At 75.8% G+C, this 18,219-nt stretch carries 17 protein-coding genes and 1 riboswitch; of the genes, 8 read left to right on the top strand and 9 right to left on the bottom strand.

The genetic code is table 11. The annotated features are described in order from the left end of the window. The 4 genes from pknB to thiO form a co-directional block, all read right to left on the bottom strand. Positions 1 to 1,938, bottom strand: coding sequence for a Stk1 family PASTA domain-containing Ser/Thr kinase (gene pknB, locus NPS70_RS27500; protein WP_256527161.1), 1,938 nt, complete (start codon positions 1,936 to 1,938; stop codon positions 1 to 3). 126 nt (positions 1,939 to 2,064) lie between these two features. After that, positions 2,065 to 2,865 carry a thiazole synthase gene (locus NPS70_RS27495; RefSeq protein ID WP_256527160.1) on the bottom strand — a complete coding sequence of 267 codons (801 nt, stop codon included), beginning with the start codon at positions 2,863 to 2,865 and terminating at the stop codon, positions 2,065 to 2,067. 5 nt (positions 2,866 to 2,870) lie between these two features. Further along, on the bottom strand, positions 2,871 to 3,071 hold the full coding sequence (gene thiS / locus NPS70_RS27490) for a sulfur carrier protein ThiS (RefSeq protein WP_256527159.1): 201 nt from the start codon (positions 3,069 to 3,071) through the stop codon (positions 2,871 to 2,873). Then, the gene (gene thiO / locus NPS70_RS27485) at positions 3,068 to 4,228 is read right to left on the bottom strand and encodes a glycine oxidase ThiO (RefSeq protein WP_256527158.1); all 1,161 of its coding nucleotides are present in this window, start codon (positions 4,226 to 4,228) and stop codon (positions 3,068 to 3,070) included. Before thiO ends, thiS begins: the two co-directional genes overlap by 4 nt. Beyond that, positions 4,226 to 4,338: riboswitch (TPP riboswitch) on the bottom strand. It overlaps the preceding gene by 3 nt. A 411-nt stretch (positions 4,339 to 4,749) precedes the next feature. Here thiO and NPS70_RS27480 point away from each other — a divergent pair. The 5 genes from NPS70_RS27480 (at position 4,750) to NPS70_RS27460 (ending at position 9,364) form a co-directional block, all read left to right on the top strand. Beyond that, positions 4,750 to 5,997 carry an NAD(P)/FAD-dependent oxidoreductase gene (locus NPS70_RS27480; protein WP_374212065.1) on the top strand — a complete coding sequence of 416 codons (1,248 nt, stop codon included), beginning with the start codon at positions 4,750 to 4,752 and terminating at the stop codon, positions 5,995 to 5,997. Positions 5,998 to 6,091: 94 nt separating this feature from the next. Then, on the top strand, positions 6,092 to 6,457 hold the full coding sequence (locus NPS70_RS27475; RefSeq protein WP_256527157.1) for an Rv2175c family DNA-binding protein: 366 nt from the start codon (positions 6,092 to 6,094) through the stop codon (positions 6,455 to 6,457). Positions 6,458 to 6,590: 133 nt separating this feature from the next. Beyond that, entirely contained in the window at positions 6,591 to 7,241 is a 651-nt protein-coding gene (gene thiE / locus NPS70_RS27470; protein ID WP_256527156.1) for a thiamine phosphate synthase, read from the top strand. A gap of 146 nt (positions 7,242 to 7,387) precedes the next feature. Then, entirely contained in the window at positions 7,388 to 8,305 is a 918-nt protein-coding gene (gene metF, locus NPS70_RS27465; protein WP_256527155.1) for a methylenetetrahydrofolate reductase [NAD(P)H], read from the top strand. Positions 8,306 to 8,356: 51 nt separating this feature from the next. Continuing rightward, positions 8,357 to 9,364, top strand: coding sequence for a hypothetical protein (locus NPS70_RS27460; protein ID WP_256527154.1), 1,008 nt, complete (start codon positions 8,357 to 8,359; stop codon positions 9,362 to 9,364). 38 nt (positions 9,365 to 9,402) lie between these two features. Here the strand turns inward: NPS70_RS27460 and NPS70_RS27455 are convergent, their stop codons facing one another. The 5 genes from NPS70_RS27455 to NPS70_RS27435 all read right to left on the bottom strand — a co-directional run bounded on the left by NPS70_RS27455 (position 9,403) and on the right by NPS70_RS27435 (position 15,729). Beyond that, positions 9,403 to 10,902 carry an NAD(P)/FAD-dependent oxidoreductase gene (locus NPS70_RS27455; RefSeq protein ID WP_256527153.1) on the bottom strand — a complete coding sequence of 500 codons (1,500 nt, stop codon included), beginning with the start codon at positions 10,900 to 10,902 and terminating at the stop codon, positions 9,403 to 9,405. Positions 10,903 to 10,931: 29 nt separating this feature from the next. Then, positions 10,932 to 11,549 carry a DUF4126 domain-containing protein gene (locus tag NPS70_RS27450; protein WP_256527152.1) on the bottom strand — a complete coding sequence of 206 codons (618 nt, stop codon included), beginning with the start codon at positions 11,547 to 11,549 and terminating at the stop codon, positions 10,932 to 10,934. 355 nt (positions 11,550 to 11,904) lie between these two features. Further along, the gene (locus tag NPS70_RS27445; RefSeq protein WP_256527151.1) at positions 11,905 to 12,519 is read right to left on the bottom strand and encodes a TetR/AcrR family transcriptional regulator; all 615 of its coding nucleotides are present in this window, start codon (positions 12,517 to 12,519) and stop codon (positions 11,905 to 11,907) included. A 29-nt stretch (positions 12,520 to 12,548) separates the two neighbouring features. Next, a complete protein-coding gene (locus NPS70_RS27440) occupies positions 12,549 to 14,633 on the bottom strand; it encodes a YhgE/Pip domain-containing protein (RefSeq protein ID WP_256527150.1) in 2,085 nt (694 codons plus the stop codon). Beyond that, a complete protein-coding gene (locus tag NPS70_RS27435; protein ID WP_308315056.1) occupies positions 14,605 to 15,729 on the bottom strand; it encodes an ATP-binding cassette domain-containing protein in 1,125 nt (374 codons plus the stop codon). Before NPS70_RS27435 ends, NPS70_RS27440 begins: the two co-directional genes overlap by 29 nt. 224 nt (positions 15,730 to 15,953) lie before the next feature. On the opposite strand from NPS70_RS27435, the gene NPS70_RS27430 reads away from it, so the two are divergent. The 3 genes from NPS70_RS27430 (at position 15,954) to NPS70_RS27420 (ending at position 18,097) form a co-directional block, all read left to right on the top strand. After that, the gene (locus tag NPS70_RS27430) at positions 15,954 to 16,490 is read left to right on the top strand and encodes an SAV_6107 family HEPN domain-containing protein (protein ID WP_256527149.1); all 537 of its coding nucleotides are present in this window, start codon (positions 15,954 to 15,956) and stop codon (positions 16,488 to 16,490) included. Positions 16,491 to 16,664: 174 nt separating this feature from the next. Further along, positions 16,665 to 17,453: a methyltransferase gene (locus NPS70_RS27425; RefSeq protein WP_256527148.1), complete on the top strand. Its 789-nt coding sequence runs from the start codon at positions 16,665 to 16,667 to the stop codon at positions 17,451 to 17,453. 248 nt (positions 17,454 to 17,701) lie between these two features. Beyond that, positions 17,702 to 18,097 (top strand): DUF3040 domain-containing protein, encoded by a 396-nt coding sequence (locus tag NPS70_RS27420; RefSeq protein ID WP_256527147.1) that lies wholly within the window; start codon positions 17,702 to 17,704, stop codon positions 18,095 to 18,097. Positions 18,098 to 18,219: the final 122 nt, after the last annotated feature.

Raw genomic sequence — 18,219 nt, 5'->3', positions numbered from 1 at the left:
CTACAGCCCCTCGATCCGGAGGGTGACCGTGCTGCCCTCGGGTGCCTCCTCGCCGCCCGCGACGGACTGGCTCGCGACCTCGTCGCCGAGGAAGGGGAAGGTCTTGCGGACCTCCACCGCGAACCCGGCCGCCTCCAGCCGGGCCTTCGCCTCCTCCACGGGGGCGCCGACCACATCCGGCACCGGCACCATCCGGGGCCCCTTCGACAGGGTCAGCGTCACCGTGTCGCCGGCGGCGAGCCGGGTCCCCTCGGCGGCGGACTGGCGGGCGACGCTCCCTGCGGGATGCGGCGAGTTCACCCGCTCGGGAGCGAGTTCCACGTTCAGCCCGGCGCCCTCCAGCGCCTGCCGCGCGGCGGCCGCCGACCCGCCGGTGACGTCCGGGACGTCGACGGGCGCGCCCCGGCTCACGACCAGCGACACCGCGCTGTCCGGGCTGCGGCTGCTGCCCGCCTCCGGGTCCGTGCGGATCACCGATCCCTGCTGCACGGTCTCGTCGAACTCCCGCGTCACCACGCCCGGGGCGAGCCCCGCCTTCCGCAGCGCCTCCTGCGCCTGCTCCAGCGGCCGGCCCGCCAGGTCGGGGACCTTCACGATCCGCGGACCGCGCGAGACGACCAGCGTCACGGAACCGTTGCCGCGGACCCGCTCGTTGGTGCCCGGGTCGCTGCGGAGCACCGAGCCCCGCGGCACGGACTCGCTGAACTCGCGGCGCACCTGCCGGACGTCCAGACCCGCGGCGTCCAGCCGCTCACGGGCCTGCGCCTCCGTGGTGCCGATCAGCGCCGGCACCCGCGTGAACTGGCCCGAGTTGATGTACCACACGCCGGCGCCGAGGCCCAGGACCGCGAGGACCACGGCCACCAGGGTGAGCACCGGGCGTCGCGGCAACCGGTCCCGCAGGCCCCCGCGACCGCCCGGCCCGGCCCCGGAGGGCCCGGGCACCGGCGCGGCCAGCCGGGCCGTGCGGTGCACCTCGGCCTCCGGCGCCGCCCGGCGGGCGACGGTGCGCGGCAGGACGTCGGTGCGCTCCGCGTCCCCGTCCCCCGCGCCGGGTGCGGCCGCCCCGGGCGGCACCGCGTCCAGCTGCGCCTCGTCCAGGGAGCCGCGGGCCGAGCGCACCGCGGCGAGCAGCGCCACCGCGTCCTGCGGGCGCACCTCGGGGGTGCGGGCGGTGGCGCCCGCCACCAGGTCGTCCAGGGCCGGGGCGAGGCCCGCGACGGCGGCCGAGGGCGGCGGGACGTCCTCGTTCAGGTGCCGGTACAGCACCTGGGCCGGGGTCTCGCCGCCGTGCGGCTTGCCGCCGGTGAGCATCTCGTAGAGCACCACACCGCAGGCGTAGACGTCGGCCCGGGGATCGGCGGTGCCGTACTCGATCTGCTCGGGGGCCAGGTAGGAGACGGTGCCCAGCAGCGCCCCCGAGGTGTTGGTCACGGTGTCCACCGCGCGCACCAGGCCGAAGTCGGCGACCTTGACCCGGCCGTCGTCCCCTATCAGGACGTTCTCCGGCTTCATGTCGCGGTGCACGAAGCCCGCCCGGTGCGCGGCGCCGAGCGCGGCGAGCACCGGCTCCAGGATGTCCAGCGCGGCCCGCGGCGACAGCGCCCCCCGCTCGCGCAGCACGTCCCGCAGGGTGCAGCCCTCGACGTACTCCATGGCCAGGTAGACGTACGCGCCCTCCGCGCCCTGGTCGAACGCACCGACCACATTGGGGTGCGCCAGGCGCGCGACGGACTTGGCCTCGCGGATGAACCGCTCGACGAAGGTCGCGTCGGCCGCCAGCTCCGGGTGCATCACCTTGAGCGCGAGCACCCGGTCGAGCCGGGTGTCGACGGCCCGGTAGACCGTGGCCATGCCGCCGACGGCGATGCGCGCCTCGATGCGGTAGCGGCCGTCGAGCAGCTGCCCGACGAGGGGGTCCTGGAGGGTCGTGTCCACGGGGAGAGTCTACGAGCCGCGCACCGGGCCCCCGGCGCTCCGGTACGGGCTTGCAGCGCGGTTGTGACGCACGCCGCGCCGCCCCGCGCCCGGCGGCGCCCGGTTCCGGGCCCGCCGGGCGCGGTCTCAGAAGGCCGGGCGCTCCGGGTCGTGCGCCAGGTCCGCCCGGCCCTCGACGGGGGAGGACGCCTCGGCGAAGTGGCGGCGCGGGATGCGCCCCGCCCGCCGTGCCAGCCGCCCCGCCTCCACCGCGTGCCGCATGGCCTCGGCCATCAGCACCGGCTCCTGCGCCCGCGTGACCGCCGAGGCCAGCATCACCGCGTCGCAGCCCAGCTCCATCGCCAGCGCCGCGTCCGAGGCCGTACCGGCCCCCGCGTCCAGGATCACCGGCACCCTCGCCTGCTCCACGATCAGCCGGAAGTTGTGCGGGTTGCGGATGCCCAGCCCGGAGCCGATCGGTGAGCCGAGCGGCATGACCGCCGCGCAGCCCGCCTCCTGGAGCCGCCGCGCCAGGACGGGGTCGTCGTTGGTGTACGGCAGGACCGTGAACCCGTCGTCGACCAGCGTCTCGGCGGCGTCCAGCAGCTCCCCGCCGTCCGGCAGCAGGGTGCGCTCGTCCGCGACGACCTCCAGTTTGATCCAGTCCGTGCCGAGCGCCTCGCGGGCCAGCCGGGCCGTGAGCACCGCCTCGCCCGCCGTGTAGCACCCGGCGGTGTTCGGCAGCACCCGGATGCCGAGCCGCGCCAGCACGGAGAGGACGGAGCCCTGCACGGTCGGGTCCAGCCGCCGCATCGCGACGGTGGTCAGCTCGGTGCCGCTGGCGGCCAGCGAGTGCTCCAGCACCTCCAGGCTCGGCGCACCGCCGGTGCCCATGATCAGGCGGGAGCCGAAGGACGTGCCCCCGATGACGAGACGGTCGTCGGCCACGGCGCTCACCCTCCCTGCACGGCGGTGAGGACCTCGACGCGGTCGCCGTCGGACAGCAGGGTCGCGGTCCACTGCCCGCGCGGCACGACCGTCTCGTTCACCGCGGCGGCCACCCCGGTCGGAGCCGTGCTCAGCGAGCCGACCACCGCGTCCAGGGTGGTGCCGGGGTCCAGGTCGCGGCGGGTGCCGTTGACGGAGACGTTCATGCGGGGACTTCCTGTCGTGAGAAGCGGCGGGGGCTGAACGGGCGCGCGGTCGCGGGCGGTTCGCCGCCCGCGAGCACCTCGGCCAGCACCTCGCCGGTCACCGGGGTGAGCAGCACGCCGTTGCGGTAGTGCCCGGTGGCCAGCAGCAGCCCGGGCAGCGCGGTGCGCCCGAGCAGCGGGGCGTTGTCGGGGGAGCCCGGACGCAGCCCGGCCCGGGTCTCCACCAGGGGGAGCTCGGTGATGCCCGGCACCAGCTCGTGGGCGTCGCGCAGCAGTTCGTAGACGCCGCCCGCGGTGACCGTGGTGTCCCAGCCCAGTTCCTCGCTGGTCGCCCCGACGACCAGTTCGCCGGACTCCCGCGGCACCAGGTAGACCTGGCTGCCCCGGACCACCGCGCGCACGGTCCGGGAGAGGAAGGGCCCGAAGGCCGGCGGCACGGTCAGCCGCAGCACCTGCCCCTTGACGGGCCGGACCGGCGGCAGCACGTCCCGCGGTACGCCCGCGAGCCGCCCGCTGAGACTGCCGCCCGCCAGCACGACCTGGTCCGCGGAGACGCGGGTGCCGTCGGCGAGGAGCGCCCCCGCCGCCCGGTCGCCCGAGACGGTGAGCTCGCGCGCCCACTCGCGGCGGAACTCCACCCCGCCGCGTCGGCAGGCCGTCAGCAGCGCCGAGGCGAGCAGCCGCGGGTCGACCTGGTGGTCGCCGTCGACGCGCAGCCCGCCGCGGACTCCTGGCGCCAGCATCGGCTCCAGCCTCCGGCACTCGCGGCCGCTCAGCCAGGCGGAGTCCAGGCCCGAGCGCACCTGGAGGTCGTGCAGCTCCCTGAGGTGCGCGCGGTCGTCCGCGTCGAGGGCCACGGCGAGCGTGCCGCAGCGGCGGTAGCCCGTGGGCATGCCGCTCGCCTCCTCGAGTTCCGCCGTGAACGCCGGGTAGCGGCGGGCGGAGTCGAGGTTCAGCGCGAGCAGCGCCTGCTCCCCGTAGTGGAGTTCGGTCACCGCGGCCAGCATCCCGGCCGCCACCCGGGCGGCCCCGCCGCCCGGTTCGGGGTCGGCGAGGGTGACGCGCATCCCGCGCTGCGCCGCCCGCCAGGCGGTGACCAGTCCGATGACGCCGCCCCCGATGACGAGGACGTCGGGCGTGGTCGGTGTACGAGACATGGGCGTCCAGCCCCTCCCTTCGCCGGCATGACCCGGATCAGGTTCGTACGGTCGGAGGCCGGCCAGCCTCCCTCTCAGCCCGGTGCGTCCGGGCTCCCGCGTGTGCCTTACGGAGGCCACCCTAAACCCAGGGCCTCGGGCGCGGTAAGGCAGCCGCCGGGCCCCGGGAGGGCGGGGAGGGCACCGGCGGCCGGTCCGCCCGGCGGGCGGGTCCTCGCGCGCACCCGGTCCGCCCGCCGCGGGCGGTAGGGGCGCGTCCGGGCCGGGAGCGGGAGCGGGCACGTGGTGCGCGGGTACCCGGCCGGGCGGCGCGCTCGACGCCCGCCGCGTCCGGCCGGAGCGGACGGCAGCGCCGCCTCGGCTCGCGCGGGTCCGAACTCCCGGACGGCCGCCCGCGCCTGGAGGGGACGCGGCCGTGGGAGTCGCCCGAGGGCCGCGGCACCGGCGCCGTCGGGCAGCCGGCGCCCTGACGTCCCGTCGGCGGTGGCGTCCGGGCCGGGGGCTGCCCTTAGGGTGGCCGGGTGAGCGAGCAGACGCACGGCGGAGGTACCGGGGTACGGGACGCGCGGCGGGTCGTCGTCGCGGGCGCGGGCATGGCGGGGGTGCAGACCGCGGTCGCCCTGCGCGAGGCCGGCTTCGCCGGGGCCGTCACCCTGATCGGAGCCGAACCGCACCAGCCCTACGACCGGCCGCCGCTGTCCAAGGCGGTCCTGCTGGGTACCGCGGAGGGCTCGGCCTTCGACATCGACTTCGACGCCCTCGGCATCGAGCTGCGCCTCGGCTGCGAGGTCACCGGGGTGCGCCCCGAGGACCACGAGGTGGACACCGAGGCCGGTCCGGTGGCCTACGAGGCCCTCGTCCTCGCCACCGGCGCCGTCCCCCTGGCCCTGCCCGGTACGGAGGGCGTGCCCGGGGTGCACCTGCTGCGCACCCTGGACGACGCCGAGCGGCTGCGGCCCGTCCTCGCACGGCGGCACGAGATCGTGGTCGTCGGCGCCGGCTGGATCGGGGCGGAGTTCGCCACGGCGGCCCGGGCGGCGGGCTGCGCCGTCACCGTGGTGGAGGCGGCCGACCGTCCGCTGGCCGGCTCGCTGCCGGCCGAGGCCGCCGCGCCCATGGCCCGCTGGTACGCCGAGGCGGGGGTCCGGCTGCTCACCGGCGAGCGGGTCGCCGCGGTGGAACCGGGAGCCGTCACGCTCGCCGGGAGCGGGGCCGGACGCCGGATCGCCGCGGACGCGGTGGTCGTGGGGATCGGGGCCCGGCCGGCCACCGATGCCCTGGCCGGCAGCGGCATCGCCCTCGGCCCCGACGGCGCTGTCCTGGCCGACGCGGGGCTGCGCGCCTCCGCGCCCGACGTCTACGCGGTGGGGGACTGCGCCTCCTACCCGTCCGCCCGGTACGGCAGGCGGCTGCTGGTCCACCACTGGGACAACGCCCTCCAGGGCCCGCGCACCGTGGCCGCGGCGATCACCGGGGGAGGGGCTGAGCCCTACGACCCCGTGCCGTACTTCTGGTCCGAGCAGTTCGGCCGCTTCGTGCAGTACGCCGGCCACCACCCGGCGGCCGACACCCTGCTGTGGCGCGGCGACCCGTGGGCGGACACCGCGTGGACCGCGCTGTGGCTGCGGGAGGGCGTGCTCGTCGCCGTGCTGGCCGTGGACCGGCCGCGCGACGTGGCCCAGGGGCGCAGGCTGATCGCCGCGGGCGCCCGGCCGGACCCGGTCCGCGCCGCGGATCCCGCCGTCCCGCTGAAGTCCGCCACCCTCTGAAGCGTCCCCGTGGGCGCGGCCGGACGGCGGATCCCCGAGCCCTCGCGCAGGCGTCGGCTACCGGCTGTCCGCCGCGGATGGCAGGCTTGTCCCCGTGACCGAGATTGACGCTAAGACCGACGCCCTCGTACCCGCCTGGCTCCACCTGCCGGACATCGCGGAAATGCTCGATGTCGAGGTGACCCGGGTGCGGCAGCTGGTCAAGGAGGGCCAGCTGATCGCCGTCCGCCGGGGCGAGAACCGGACCCTCCAGGTGCCGGCCGCCTTCATCGACGGCGACCGGGTCGTCAAGGGACTGTCCGGGACCCTGACCCTGCTGCGGGACGACGGCTTCACCGACGAGGAGATGCTGGAGTGGCTGTTCACCCCTGACCCGACCCTGCCGGGCACCCCGGCCCAGGCCCTGGGCGAGAACCGCGGCACGGAGGTGAAGCGCCGGGCGCAGGCGCTCGCCGTCTGACAGCCGCGTCCGACCCCGCGGCGGCCGCTGCCGCCGCACCCGACACCGCCGAGGCGCGGTGCCGTCCCGACGCCCGCCGTCCGGTCGGCACCGCGCGCTTCGCACCCGCACGTCCACCCGGGGGGAACCACCCATGTCCACGCTCCGCGACCGGCTCGCCGACGCCCGGCTCTACCTCTGCACCGACGCCAGGAGGCGCCAGGGCGACCTGCCCGAGTTCCTGGACGCCGTGCTCTCCGCGGGCGTCGACATCGTGCAGCTGCGCGACAAGGGGATGGAGGCCGGGGAGGAGCTGGAGCACCTGAAGGTCCTCGCCGACGCCTGCCGACGCCACGGGGCCCTGCTCGCGGTGAACGACCGCGCCGACGTGGCCCACGCCGCCGCCTCCGACGTGCTCCACCTCGGACAGGGCGACCTGCCGGTGCCCGCGGCCCGCGCGGTGCTCGGCTCCGGGGTGCTGATCGGCCGCTCCACGCACGCGGAGGCCGAGGTGGACGCCGCGGCGGCCGAGCCGGGGGTGGACTACTTCTGCACCGGCCCCTGCTGGCCCACTCCGACCAAGCCCGGCCGTCACGCGCCCGGCCTCGGCCTGGTGCGCTACGCGGCCTCGCTCCCCACCCCGCGCCCCTGGTTCGCGATCGGCGGGATCGACGCGGGCAACCTGGACGCGGTGCTGGACGCGGGCGCCCGCCGCGTGGTCGTCGTCCGTGCCGTCACCGAGGCGGAGGACCCGGGGGCGGCGAGCGCGGAGCTGGCCCGGCGGATCCGGGAGCGCGCGGTCTGAGGGGCGCGTCCCGGGGCGGGCGGCCGTGCCCTGCGGGGCCGGCCGCCGTCTCACGGGAGTCCGCCATGTGGACGGCAGTCGGGCATTTCGGGACGGAAACCCCTGATCCGGTTGGGGGACCCGCCAACCCTGGCTAACCTGCGGGTATGGCCCTCGGCACTGCTTCCACCAGGACGGACCGCGCGCGCACCGTGCGCGACATGCTCGCAGCCGGTGAGACGACGTACTCCTTCGAGTTCTACTCCCCGAAGAGCGACAAGGGGGAGCGCAACCTGTGGAACGCCCTGCGCAGAGTGGAGGCGGTGGGCCCCGACTTCGTCTCCGTCACCTACGGTGCCGGCGGCTCCACCCGCTCCGGGACGGTGAAGGCCACCCAGAAGATCGCCTCCGACTCCACCCTCACCCCGGTCGCCCACCTCACCGCCGTCGGCCACTCGGTGGCCGAACTGCGGAACATGATCGGCCAGTATGCGGACGCCGGCATCCGCAACATCCTCGCCCTGCGCGGCGACCCGCCCGGCGACCCGATGGCCGCATGGGTCCGGCACCCCCAGGGCGTGACCTACGCCGCGGAGCTCGTCGGCCTCATCAAGGAGGCCGGGGACTTCTGCGTGGGCGTCGCCGCCTTCCCCGAGATGCACCCCCGCTCCTCGGACTGGGACACGGACATCCGGCACTTCGTGGACAAGTGCCACGCGGGGGCCGACTACGCCATCACGCAGATGTTCTTCCACCCGGACAGCTATCTGCGCCTGCGCGACCGGGCCGAGGCGGCCGGTTGCGAGACCCCGATCATCCCCGAGATCATGCCCCTCACCAGCGTGCGGCAGCTGGAGCGCTTCCCGGAACTCAGCAACGCCGAGATCCCCCGGGAACTGAAAGACAGGATCCTCTCGGTCAAGGACGATCCGGCCGCTGTACGCTCCATTGGCATCGAGTTCGCGACGGAGTTCTGCGCGAGGCTGCTTGCCGAGGATGTTCCGGGTCTGCACTTCATCACGCTCAACAACTCCACCGCCACACTCGAGATCCACGAGAATCTCGGACTGCACCGGCAGTCGTGACAGGCCGTATCCGCCCCGCCGCGGGGCGGCGGCCGCTGGAGAGGGGCGGGCATGGGCTGGACGGTCCTCTACATCGCGTTCGGCATCGTCGCGCTGTGGTTGCTGGGTGAGGTGCTGCTCCAGTACAAGGCGCGGCTGCGCTGGCGGCTGCTGGCCTTCGCCGGCTTCCTGGCGGTGGTCGGCGGTGTGCTGCTGTCGTCGCGGGCGGTCATCGCCGTCGGAGGGGTCGCCTTCGCGGTGGGCCAGACCTATGTGACGCTCTCCTTCCGCCGTGGCTTCTCCACCGGCTGGGCGCTCGGCGGGAAGCCCGGTGCCAGCCGCCGCCGGCGCTCCGCCGGCGGGGCCCGCAAGGACCCCACGCTGGAGGTCTCGGAACTCTCCGACGACAGCCACGGGGCCACGGACGAGGCCCACGGCGCGGAGGCCCCCTTCGGCGGGGAGGCCGACGGCTACGGGGCCTACGGCGGCTACGACCCCGCCGGCAGCGGCGCGGACGGCGACGCCGGGACCTACGGGCAGCAGCCGGAGGACACCGACCGGTACGGCGCCCGCGGAAGCGGGGCCTGGGGCGAGGACCGGGCGGGGGACGCGGACTCCGACGGGGCGGGACGGGTCTACGGCGCCTACGACGCCTACGCCGAGCCCGGTACCGGTCACGAGGACGGTGCGGCCGGGCACGAGTCCACCGGCTACGGCGCGTCCGAGTACGGTTCCTCCGAGTACGGTTCCTCCGACTACGGGTACGGCGACAGGCAGCACCAGTACGCCGCCTACGCGGACGCCTACGACACCGCCCAGTACGCGGGCTACACCCCCGCGGACGGCCACGCGCCCGCGGCGGAGGGCTACGGGGCCCAGGACTACGGCACGCAGGGCTACGCGGACCCCTACGCCCCCGAGGAGTACCAGCCCTACCCGCAGCCGTACACCGACACCCCGCCCGGTGGCGTGTGGGTCCCCCAGCAGCGGGAGACCGGCCGGGAGGCCGCGTCCCAGGACGGGCAGCCGGACCCCTACGGCTACGACCCGGCCCACGACGAGCAGCGCTACCGCTACTGAGCCGCGGCCGCCCCGCCCGGCGTCCGACGCCTCCGGTCTCAGCGGGAGCCGCGGAACCCCGCGCCCTCCACGACCAGTCCGGCCACCAGCGCCCCGGACATGCCCGCGTGCGCCAGCCCTCCGCCGGGGTGGGCCCAGCCGCCCACCGCGTAGAGGCCCTCCACGGGCCCGGCGTTGGCCGCGGGCAGCAGGGTCCCGGACACCCCGGGCAGCGCCGGGGGCGGAACCACGGCGGAGCCCGTGTCGGCACGGGTGTCCTCCGGGGTGCGCACCTCGCGGAACAGCACCCGGTCCGGCAGGTCCGGCACCGCGGCCCGGGCGGCCTCGACCATCCGGTCCGCGAACTCGCCGCCCGTGTCCGCCGTCCAGGCCCCCGAGGCCGGTTCCGCGGGCACCGTGGCGGTCAGGGTGAGCGCCTCGTGCGCCCCGTCGGGGCGCACCAGCGGGTCGTCCGGGCGCAGGACGGTCACCGTCGGGCGCTCCGGCAGCCGCCCCGCCGCCAGGGCCCGCCACTCGCCCGGGCCGTCCGCCCCGTGGACCACCGTGCGGTGCACGGCGTTGGGGGACCGCTCCCCGCGCAGGGCGAGCAGCACCGTCACACGGCCCGTCCGCACCTGCGACTGGCACCGGGGCCATCCACCGGCCTCCCGGCCGGGCAGCGCGCCGTCCCGGGACAGCGCGGGCAGCGGCGCCCCGGAGACCACCGCGTCGGCGGGCACGGCGGTGCCGTCGGCGAGCACCAGCCCGCAGGCGCGTCCGCCCGCCACGTCGGTCGCCACCACCCCCGTGCCGAAGGCGAACTCCACCCGGCGGGCCAGACACCGCTCGTACAGGGCCTCGGCGAGGGCGCGCATCCCGCCCGCCACGTACCAGGAGCCGAAGGTCTGCTCCATGTAGGGCAGGACGGCGGCGGCCGCGGGCGCGGTGTGCGGGTCGAGTCCGTAGGAGGCGGCGTACGCGTCGAGCAGCGCGGCCAGGCGCGGGTCGCGCAGCTCCCGGCCGCCGACCTCGGCCAGGGTGGCCGCGCGGCGGCGCAGCAGGCCCCGCCGGACGGCCGGGTAGGGGTCCTGCGAGGCGAGCGCCGCCGGGTCGGCGGGCAGCGGCTCCTCCAGCAGCGGACGGCGCACGCGCTCCCAGGTCTGCCTGGCCCGCCCCAGGAACTCGCCCCAGCGCTCCCCGGCCCCGGCGCCCAGCGCCGCGTCGAGAGCGGAGACGACCCCGGCCCGGGAGGCGTTCGGCAGCAGGACGGAGGTGCCGTCGGCGAACAGGTGCCTGCTCGCGGGGTCCACCTGCGTGAGCGTCACGGACCGCTCCAGGGGCTCCTTGCCGGTCTTCACGAAGACGTCCCGCCAGACGGCGGGGAGGTGCAGCAGGCCCGGCCCGGTGTCGAAGGCGAAGCCGTCCCGGGTGCGGCGGCCCACCGAGCCGCCGTACGTCCCCCCGCGCTCGTACACCGTCACCCGGTGGCCCGCCGTGGCCAGCCGGGCCGCAGCCGCCATCGCGCCCATCCCGGCGCCGATCACCGCAATCCGTGCCATGGGCCGACCCTATCGACCTGGCGGAACGCTCATTCCGGTGGCCCCGCGGCGACACCGGCCGGGGCCGCCCGGCCCTCCCGGCGGCGGGCCCGACGCAGCAGGAAGCGGCGGATCCTGGACGCCAGGAAGAGCGTGGTCGCGATGCCGGCCAGGAGCAGCGCCGCGGCGACCGACGCCGCGGCCACCGGGTGGAAGAGGGCGAAGGTGACGATCCCGGCGACCCCGAGGTCCTCGGCGATGCTCACCAGGATGTTGCTGAACGGCTCCGGCGAGGTGTTGACGGCCATCCGCGTCCCCGCCTTGACCAGGTGGCTGGCCAGCGCCGTCGCCCCGCCGACGGCGCCGGCGGCGAGCTCGGGCAGCGAACCGCTCTCGCCCGCGAGCAGTGCCGCGACCACCGCCCCGGCGACCGGCCGGACGACGGTGTGCACCGAGTCCCACACGGAGTCGACGTAGGGGATCTTGTCGGCGACCGCCTCGCAGGCGAACAGCACACCGGCGGCGATCAGCACGTCGGGGCGCTGGAGCGCCGCGGGCACGTCGTCGCTGACGCCGGCGGCGCCGAAGAGGCCGAGCAGGAGGACCACCGCATAGGCGTTGATCCCGCTCGCCCAGCCGCTCGTGAAGACCAGGGGGAGTACCGACACGGAGGCGATGGTAGCCAGCCCGCCCGCGCCGCGTGGGGCCGCCCGCGGATCCCCCTGAGTATCCGTACCTAGGCGGCGGGTTGAGTAGGGGCGCGGATGGGAGCGGGACGTCCGGGACGGGAGAGTGGGGGCCGCGGAGGGGGAGCGGCGCCGCACCGGCGACACGGGGTGCCGGAACGGCGCGGTGCCCCACCCGCGACGGGGAGCAGGGCCGAGGGGCCAGGACCGCGGGGGACGCTCGGGGGACGGGGCTCTTCGCGCCGGGGTGTCCGGGGGGATGCCCGACGCGGCCCGGACCGGCCTCAGCCGGTCCGGGCCGCGCGCCGTGCCCGGCCTTCCGCGGGCGCGCCGGGTTTCAGTCCCGGCGCCCGCTCACCCGCCCGTGCAGCAGCAGCGACAGCGCGCCGTGCACCTCGTCCAGCGAGCGCTCCGGCTGGAAGGCCTTCCAGTCCAGCGCGGCGACCAGCACCATGCCGACCAGCGCGGCGGCCGTCAGCGGGATGTCGATCTCAGGGCTCAGCTCGCCCTCCTCGACCCCGTGGCGCAGCACCCCCTCCACCACGGCCACCGCGTCCTGGCGCACCACCAGCAGGGTGTCCTGCCAGGCCCGGTTGGTCCGCCACAGCTCGGCCACGTAGAGCTGGGTGAACGCCTGGTAGCGGTCGATGAACACCAGTCCGGCGCGGATCATCGCGTCCAGGGCCTCGACCCGCGTCCCGCCGCGTGCCGCGGTCGCGTCGGCCGCCTCCCGGAGCGAGGCCGTCAGCAGCCCCACACCGTGGCGCAGCAGCTCCTCGAAGAGCTCGGTCTTGCTCTTGAAGTTGTAGTAGACCGTGCCCTTGGCCACCCCGGCGCGCTCCGCGATCTCGTCCACCGTGGTGGCGGAGAAGCCCTGCTCCGCGATGAGGGTCACCGCGGCCTCGTAGAGCTTCGCACGGGTCGCGCGCCGTCTCGTGCTCGTGCTGTCCATACCGGTGATTCTCACAGGTCGCGCGGTGGTCACAGGCTCAGCTCCGGGTGCAGCCGGTCCAGTGTCCACACCTGCCGGCGCCGGGCGGAGAGCGCGGTGAGGGCCAGCGCCCCGGCGGTGAACGCCGCCAGCACGGCAACGGCCTCCCACACGGGGCCGAGGCCGCCGCCGGTGATGAGCCGCCGCAGGGCGTCCACCACGTAGCTCATCGGCAGGAACGGGTGGACGGCGTTGAAGAACCCGGGGGAGGTCTGCACCGGGTAGGTGCCGCCCGCCGAGGTGAGCTGCAGCATCAGCACCGCGAGCACCAGGATCCGGCCCGCCGCGCCGAAGCGGGCGTTGAGCCACTGGATGATGGCGGCGAAACAGCAGGTCACCAGGGCAAGGAAGGCGACCGTCCCGGCGGCTCTGGCGGTCTGCAGGCCGAGGCCGAAGTGCAGCACCGACATCAGCGCCCCGACCTGCAGCAGACCGATCGACGCGACCGGCAGCCAGCCGGCCAGGGCGATTCGCCAGGCGGAGCCTCCCGCGGCCAGCGCGCGCCGGTTCATCGGCTGGATGATCATGTAGGCGACCATGGCGCCCACCCACAGCGAGAGCGGGATGAAGTACGGGGCGAAGCCGGTTCCGTAGTTCGGCGCCTCGTGCAGCGATCGCGCCGCGAGCTGCACCGGGTCGGACATCACCGAGGTCCGCCGGTCGCGGTCCCGCTCGTCGTAGTCGGGGATCTTCTCCACGCCCTCGCCGAGCCCGGCCGCGAGCTCCTCGGATCCCCCGGAGAGCCGGTACAGCCCCCCGTCCAGGTCGCCCGCACCCTTCTTCAGGCGCCCCACGCCGCTGTCCAGCTCGGCCGAGCCGGTCTTGGCCTCGGTCAGCCCGGTGTAGAGCGAGGCCGCGCCCTTGGAGACCTTGTGGGCGCCGGAGTTGAGCTCGTTGATCTTGCCGACCGCGAACTCGAGGTCCTCCTCCAGCCGCGGGCCCCGTGCGGCGAGCTCGTCGGCCTGCTTCTCCAGCTTCTTCAGCTGGTCCCGCATGGTTTTCAGGTCGCCGTCGGCGTCCTTCACCAGCGTCTCGACATCGTCGGCGACGGCCGCCACGTCGGCGGCGGTGACCTTGGCCCGCTCCAGCGCCGGGCAGGCCGGGTCGTCCGCGTCCGCCTCCTCGCAGCGGGTCCGGTGGATCCCGGCGAGTTCCTCGGCCGATGCGTGGGCGAGCGCGGAGGTCCCGGGCGCGGCCTTCACCAGCAGATCGAGGTTGTGGCGCACCGCGCGGGAGGAGTCGGCCACCAGGCGGGCCGTGTTGCGGATGTTCCTGCCGTCGTTCTTGAGATAGGGGCGGACCTCCTCGGCCACGCCGTTGACCTTGTCGGCGAGCTGCTGGGTGCCCTCGGCGACCTGGCGCGAGCCCGTCCTCAGCTCGCCCGCCCCCGTGTGCAGCTTGCTGATGCCGCCCGACAGCCTGGTGCTGCCGGACTTCGCGTCCGTCAACCCGTCCGCGAGGTCCTTGGAGCCCTTCTTGGCCCGGCCCACGCCGTCCTTGAGCTCCTCGGCGCCCTCCGCGGCCTTCTCGGTGGCGTCGTGGATGTCGGAGAAGGAGATGAAGATCCGGTCCAGGAAGGTGCGCGAGGCGTCGGTCGACGCGGCGTTGCGGACCTCGGAGAACACGCTCCGCGAGATCTGCCCGACGATGTAGTTGTTGGCGTCGTTGGTGCGCACCCGCAGCGCGCTGGTCTCGGGCGTGTCGCCCGAGCTGGAGGCGATGCGCCGGCTGAAGTCCTCCGGCATGGTGAGCGACAGGTAGTACGTGCCGTCCTCGACCCCCTCGCGGGCCTGCGCGTCGCTGACCTCGTGCCAGTCGAAGACCTCGCTGTCGAGCAGCTTCCCGGCGATCTCGTCGCCCGCGGCGATGCGGCGGCCGTCCGCCGTGGCCCCCTCGTCGGCGTTGACCAGGGCGGCGGGGATGCGGTCCAGCCGGCTGTAGGGGTCCCAGAACGAGCACAGGTACAGCGCCCCGTACAGCAGCGGGAGCAGCAGAACGGCGATCAGGGCGGCCATCGGCAGTTTGCCCCTGCCGAAGCGCCTCAGTTCAAGAGCGGCCAGTCTCGGCGAGCGCATCGGCCGCCCCTTCCGTGTCGTCCTCGGCCTTCTTCGCGGGCTTTCCGCCAGGGCCCTGTCGTCCCTGGCGCACGGTGGTGTCCGGGGTGTCGCCCGCCGTCGCCCCCTCCCCGCTCCCGGGGGCCTTCGGGCGCCCGGGAGCCCGGTCCTTTCGGTGTCCGGCCCCCCGCCCGGCGCCTGGCCGGGCACCGGGCCCGTCCCCGCGGGCGTCCGCACCGGTGTCCGCGTCGGCCGCGTCCGTGGCGGTGCTCGCGTCCGTGTCCGCGTCGGCCGCGTCCGTGGCGGTGCTCGCGTCCGTGTCCGCGTCGGCCGCGCCCCTGCCGGTGCCGGTGCCGGTGCCCGCGTCCGATCCGCCCGGGGCCTGCGCCGCCCCGGCAGGGCCCCCGGGCCGGACCACGACCGCGTCCTCGGGGGCGTCGCTGCACACGGCGAGCACGGTGGTGCCGGACGCGGCGACGGAGCGCAGCATCGCCCAGGCCTCCTCGCGGTCGCCGTCCGAGAGCTTCAGGTCCGTGTCGTCGACCGCGAGCAGCCGGGGCCCGCCGATGAGGGCCAGTGCCACGGAGAGCCGCAGCGCCTGAAGCCTCTCCAGGTCCCGCACGGCGGTCCGCTCCCCCTTGGGGAGTGCCGCGGTGTCCAGCCCGGCGGCGGCGAGGGCCGCGTCGATCAGGGTGCGCGCCGTGGCGGCCCGGGCCCCGCGGGGCCGCAGCAGCTCCCTGAGGGAGCCGTTGAACCTGCGCCGGAGCAGGACGCGTTCGCGCAGGTGCTCGGCCACCGTGAGCGCCGGTTCCAGTTCGCTGACGCCCGGCACATGGCCCAGTGCGCTGATCCGCCGTACGGCCGCCATCCGGCGCGGGAGGTCGAGTCCGGCCACCTCGGCGGTGCCCTCGGCCGTCCGCATCCGCCCCGTCAGGGCGAGCAGCAGACAGGTCCGCCCCGAACCCGACGGCCCGGTGATCGCGACCAGCGATCCCGGCTCCGCTCTGAAGGACACCGACCGGAAGGCCCATCCGCGCGGGCCGCGCAGCCCGAAGCCCTCGGCGCCGACGCCCGCTCCCCGCGGTCCGCCGGGCGGTTCCGCCCCCTGCTTCCCCACGATCACCCATTCTTTGAACTGACTGGTCAGTTCAAAAGTAGCCCGAGGCCCCCGGCGGGTGCAAGGCGGCCCCGGCCTCCTCCCGCCCCGCCGCCCGGGCCGGTGCCTCGCGGGTCCCGGCCGCCGCGCCCCGCGGGTTCCCAGGTCGGAGCCCTTGTCAGTGGGTGCCCCCACCATGGGTGCAGACGGCTACCGCACCGTCACCCGACGACAGGAGGCTCGTCATGGCCAGCCGCTCGACAGCAGCCGCTTCCCCGCGCCGCGCCGCCGCCCCCGCCCCCTCATCGACCGGACCGGCGCAGGACGTCCACCCCGTGCGGCGGCGCTCCTCGGCTCCGCCCGCCGCCCTCGCCCTGCTCGCCCGCGCCCGCACCGCCCTGGACGAGGCCGCGGGCCTGTCCGCGCCCAACGAGCGGTTCGCCGCCGCCCACCTGTCCGCACTGCGCTCCGCCGCGGCCGTGCTCGCCGTCCGGGGGCGCCCGGAGCCGGCCCCCCGGCGCAGGCGGCGCATACGCAGTGCCTGGGAAGTCCTGCCCGAGGCGGCGCCGGAGCTCGCCGAGTGGAGCATGCTCTTCGCCGCGGGCGCCGAACGCCGCGCCCGGGCCGAAGCCGGCATCCCCGGCGCGGCCACCGCCCGCGACGCGGACGACCTGCTGCGCGACGCGGCGATGTTCCTGCGCGTCGTGGAGCGCCTGCTCTCCCTCCGGTCCGCCGTCCCGCGATCCCGGACGGACCGGACCGGTCCGTCCCCCGGCGGCTGATCTGCCGGAGGGGCGGCCCCGTGCTCGGGCAGGGCCGCCCCGCGTTCCCGCGCCGCCGCCCGCGGAGGGTCGCCGCGGCCGGGTGCCGCGCGGGACCGGGCGGCGGAGGCGACGGGGCGGAGGCAATAGGGTGGACGGCACAACGCCAGCACACCGCCCGAGGAGCCACCTGCCGTGTCGGACCGTTCTCCTGCCTCCGGTGGGGAGACCCCACCGCGACCCTCCCGTGCGTCCCTGCGCACCGCCGTGGTCTGGGACGTGCTCCAGGACGCGATCGACCGCCGGGCGAAGGCGGCGGGAGCACAAGCGCTGGACGTCCTCGACACCGGCGGCGGCACCGGCAACTTCGCGGTACCGCTCGCCCGACTCGGCCACCGCGTGACCGTGGTCGATCCGAGCCCCAACGCCCTGTTCGCCCTGGAGCGCCGCGCGGCCGAGGCCGGAGTGGCCGAGCGGGTCCGGGGCGTCCAGGGCGACGTCCACGGCCTCTTCGACGTCGTCGGCCGCGAGGGCTTCGACGCGGTGCTGTGCCACGGGGTGCTGGAGTACGTCGACGACCCCGCCGAGGGGCTGCGCAACACGGTGGCCGCTCTGCGCCCCGGCGGTGCGCTGAGCCTGCTCGCGGCCGGTCTCGGCGGCGCGGTCCTGGCCCGCGCCCTCGCGGGCCACTTCGCCGAGGCCCACCGGGCCCTCGACGATCCCGACGGGCGCTGGGGGGAGGGCGACCCGGTGCCGCGGCGGTTCACCGCGGAGCAGCTCACCGAACTCGTCTCCGCCACCGGTGCCGAGGTCTCGGCCGTCCACGGGGTGCGGGTCTTCGCCGACCTGGTCCCCGGGGTGCTCGTGGACACCGAACCGGGTGCTCTGGAGGCGCTGCTCAGACTGGAGGCCGCCGCGGCGGAGCTCGCCGCCTTCCGCTCCGTCGCCACCCAGCTGCACGTCCTCGCGGAGAGGCGGGCCTGATCAGCGGCGCAGCGGCAGACGGAGTACGGCTCCGACCCCCCGGCCGCGCCGTTCGCCCCGTATGATCGGGGGACACCGTCCGGCATGACGGATCGGAGGTTGGGGAATCTACGCCTCAGGACTTCGATCGGGCATGGCGGCCCGGACTGGCGTGAGGCGAGTGGGCGGGTTTCACGGGGGCGAAACCCTGCCTATCCTGAAAGGGCCGCATACCGGTCGCCCCCGCGACCGACGACGAGGAGGACTCCGTGCCGCTCTCGGAGCACGAGCAGCGCATGCTCGAGCAGATGGAGCGAGCGCTGTACGCCGAAGATCCCAAGTTCGCGACAGCGCTCGAGGGAAGCGGGCTGCGTACGTACACCCGGCGACGGGTCTACCAGGCGGTCGCCGGCTTCCTGGTGGGTATCGCGCTCCTCATGGCCGGAATGGTCGCGCAGCAGATCTGGATCAGCGTGGTGGGCTTCCTGGTGATGCTCGGCTGCGCGGTGCTGGCGGTCACCGGCTGGCGCAAGGCCCCCAAACCGGGCGAGCAGCAGGCCGCAGGCGGCCATGGCACCCGGCGCCAGCGCCATCAGCGCAGGTCGGTGATGGACCGCATCGAGCAGCGGTGGCAGCGCCGCCGCGATGAACAGCAGGGACAGTGAACCGCAGACGCGGCTGACACGCGTGCACTGGAGGCGAGGGGCGACGCACCGCGTCGCCCCTCGCCCGTTCCGTGCCTCGCCCGTTCCGTGCCTCGCCCGTTCCGTGCCTCGCCCGTTCCGTG

The sequence above is a fragment of the Streptomyces sp. C10-9-1 genome (genome assembly GCF_024497955.1).
Lineage (GTDB): Bacteria > Actinomycetota > Actinomycetes > Streptomycetales > Streptomycetaceae > Streptomyces > Streptomyces sanyensis.
Note: the sequence above shows the minus strand (reverse complement) of the source record. Positions and strands in the feature narration are given on the sequence as shown.

Coding starts and splice junctions, on each gene's coding strand:
- thiS (WP_256527159.1), bottom strand. CDS start 3,071: ATGAACGTCTCCGTCAACGGCACCCGCCGCGACCTGGACCCCGGCACC.
- thiO (WP_256527158.1), bottom strand. CDS start 4,228: ATGTCTCGTACACCGACCACGCCCGACGTCCTCGTCATCGGGGGCGGC.
- thiE (WP_256527156.1), top strand. CDS start 6,591: ATGTCCACGCTCCGCGACCGGCTCGCCGACGCCCGGCTCTACCTCTGC.
- metF (WP_256527155.1), top strand. CDS start 7,388: ATGGCCCTCGGCACTGCTTCCACCAGGACGGACCGCGCGCGCACCGTG.
- NPS70_RS27460 (WP_256527154.1), top strand. CDS start 8,357: ATGGGCTGGACGGTCCTCTACATCGCGTTCGGCATCGTCGCGCTGTGG.
- NPS70_RS27455 (WP_256527153.1), bottom strand. CDS start 10,902: ATGGCACGGATTGCGGTGATCGGCGCCGGGATGGGCGCGATGGCGGCT.
- NPS70_RS27445 (WP_256527151.1), bottom strand. CDS start 12,519: ATGGACAGCACGAGCACGAGACGGCGCGCGACCCGTGCGAAGCTCTAC.
- NPS70_RS27440 (WP_256527150.1), bottom strand. CDS start 14,633: ATGCGCTCGCCGAGACTGGCCGCTCTTGAACTGAGGCGCTTCGGCAGG.
- NPS70_RS27430 (WP_256527149.1), top strand. CDS start 15,954: ATGGCCAGCCGCTCGACAGCAGCCGCTTCCCCGCGCCGCGCCGCCGCC.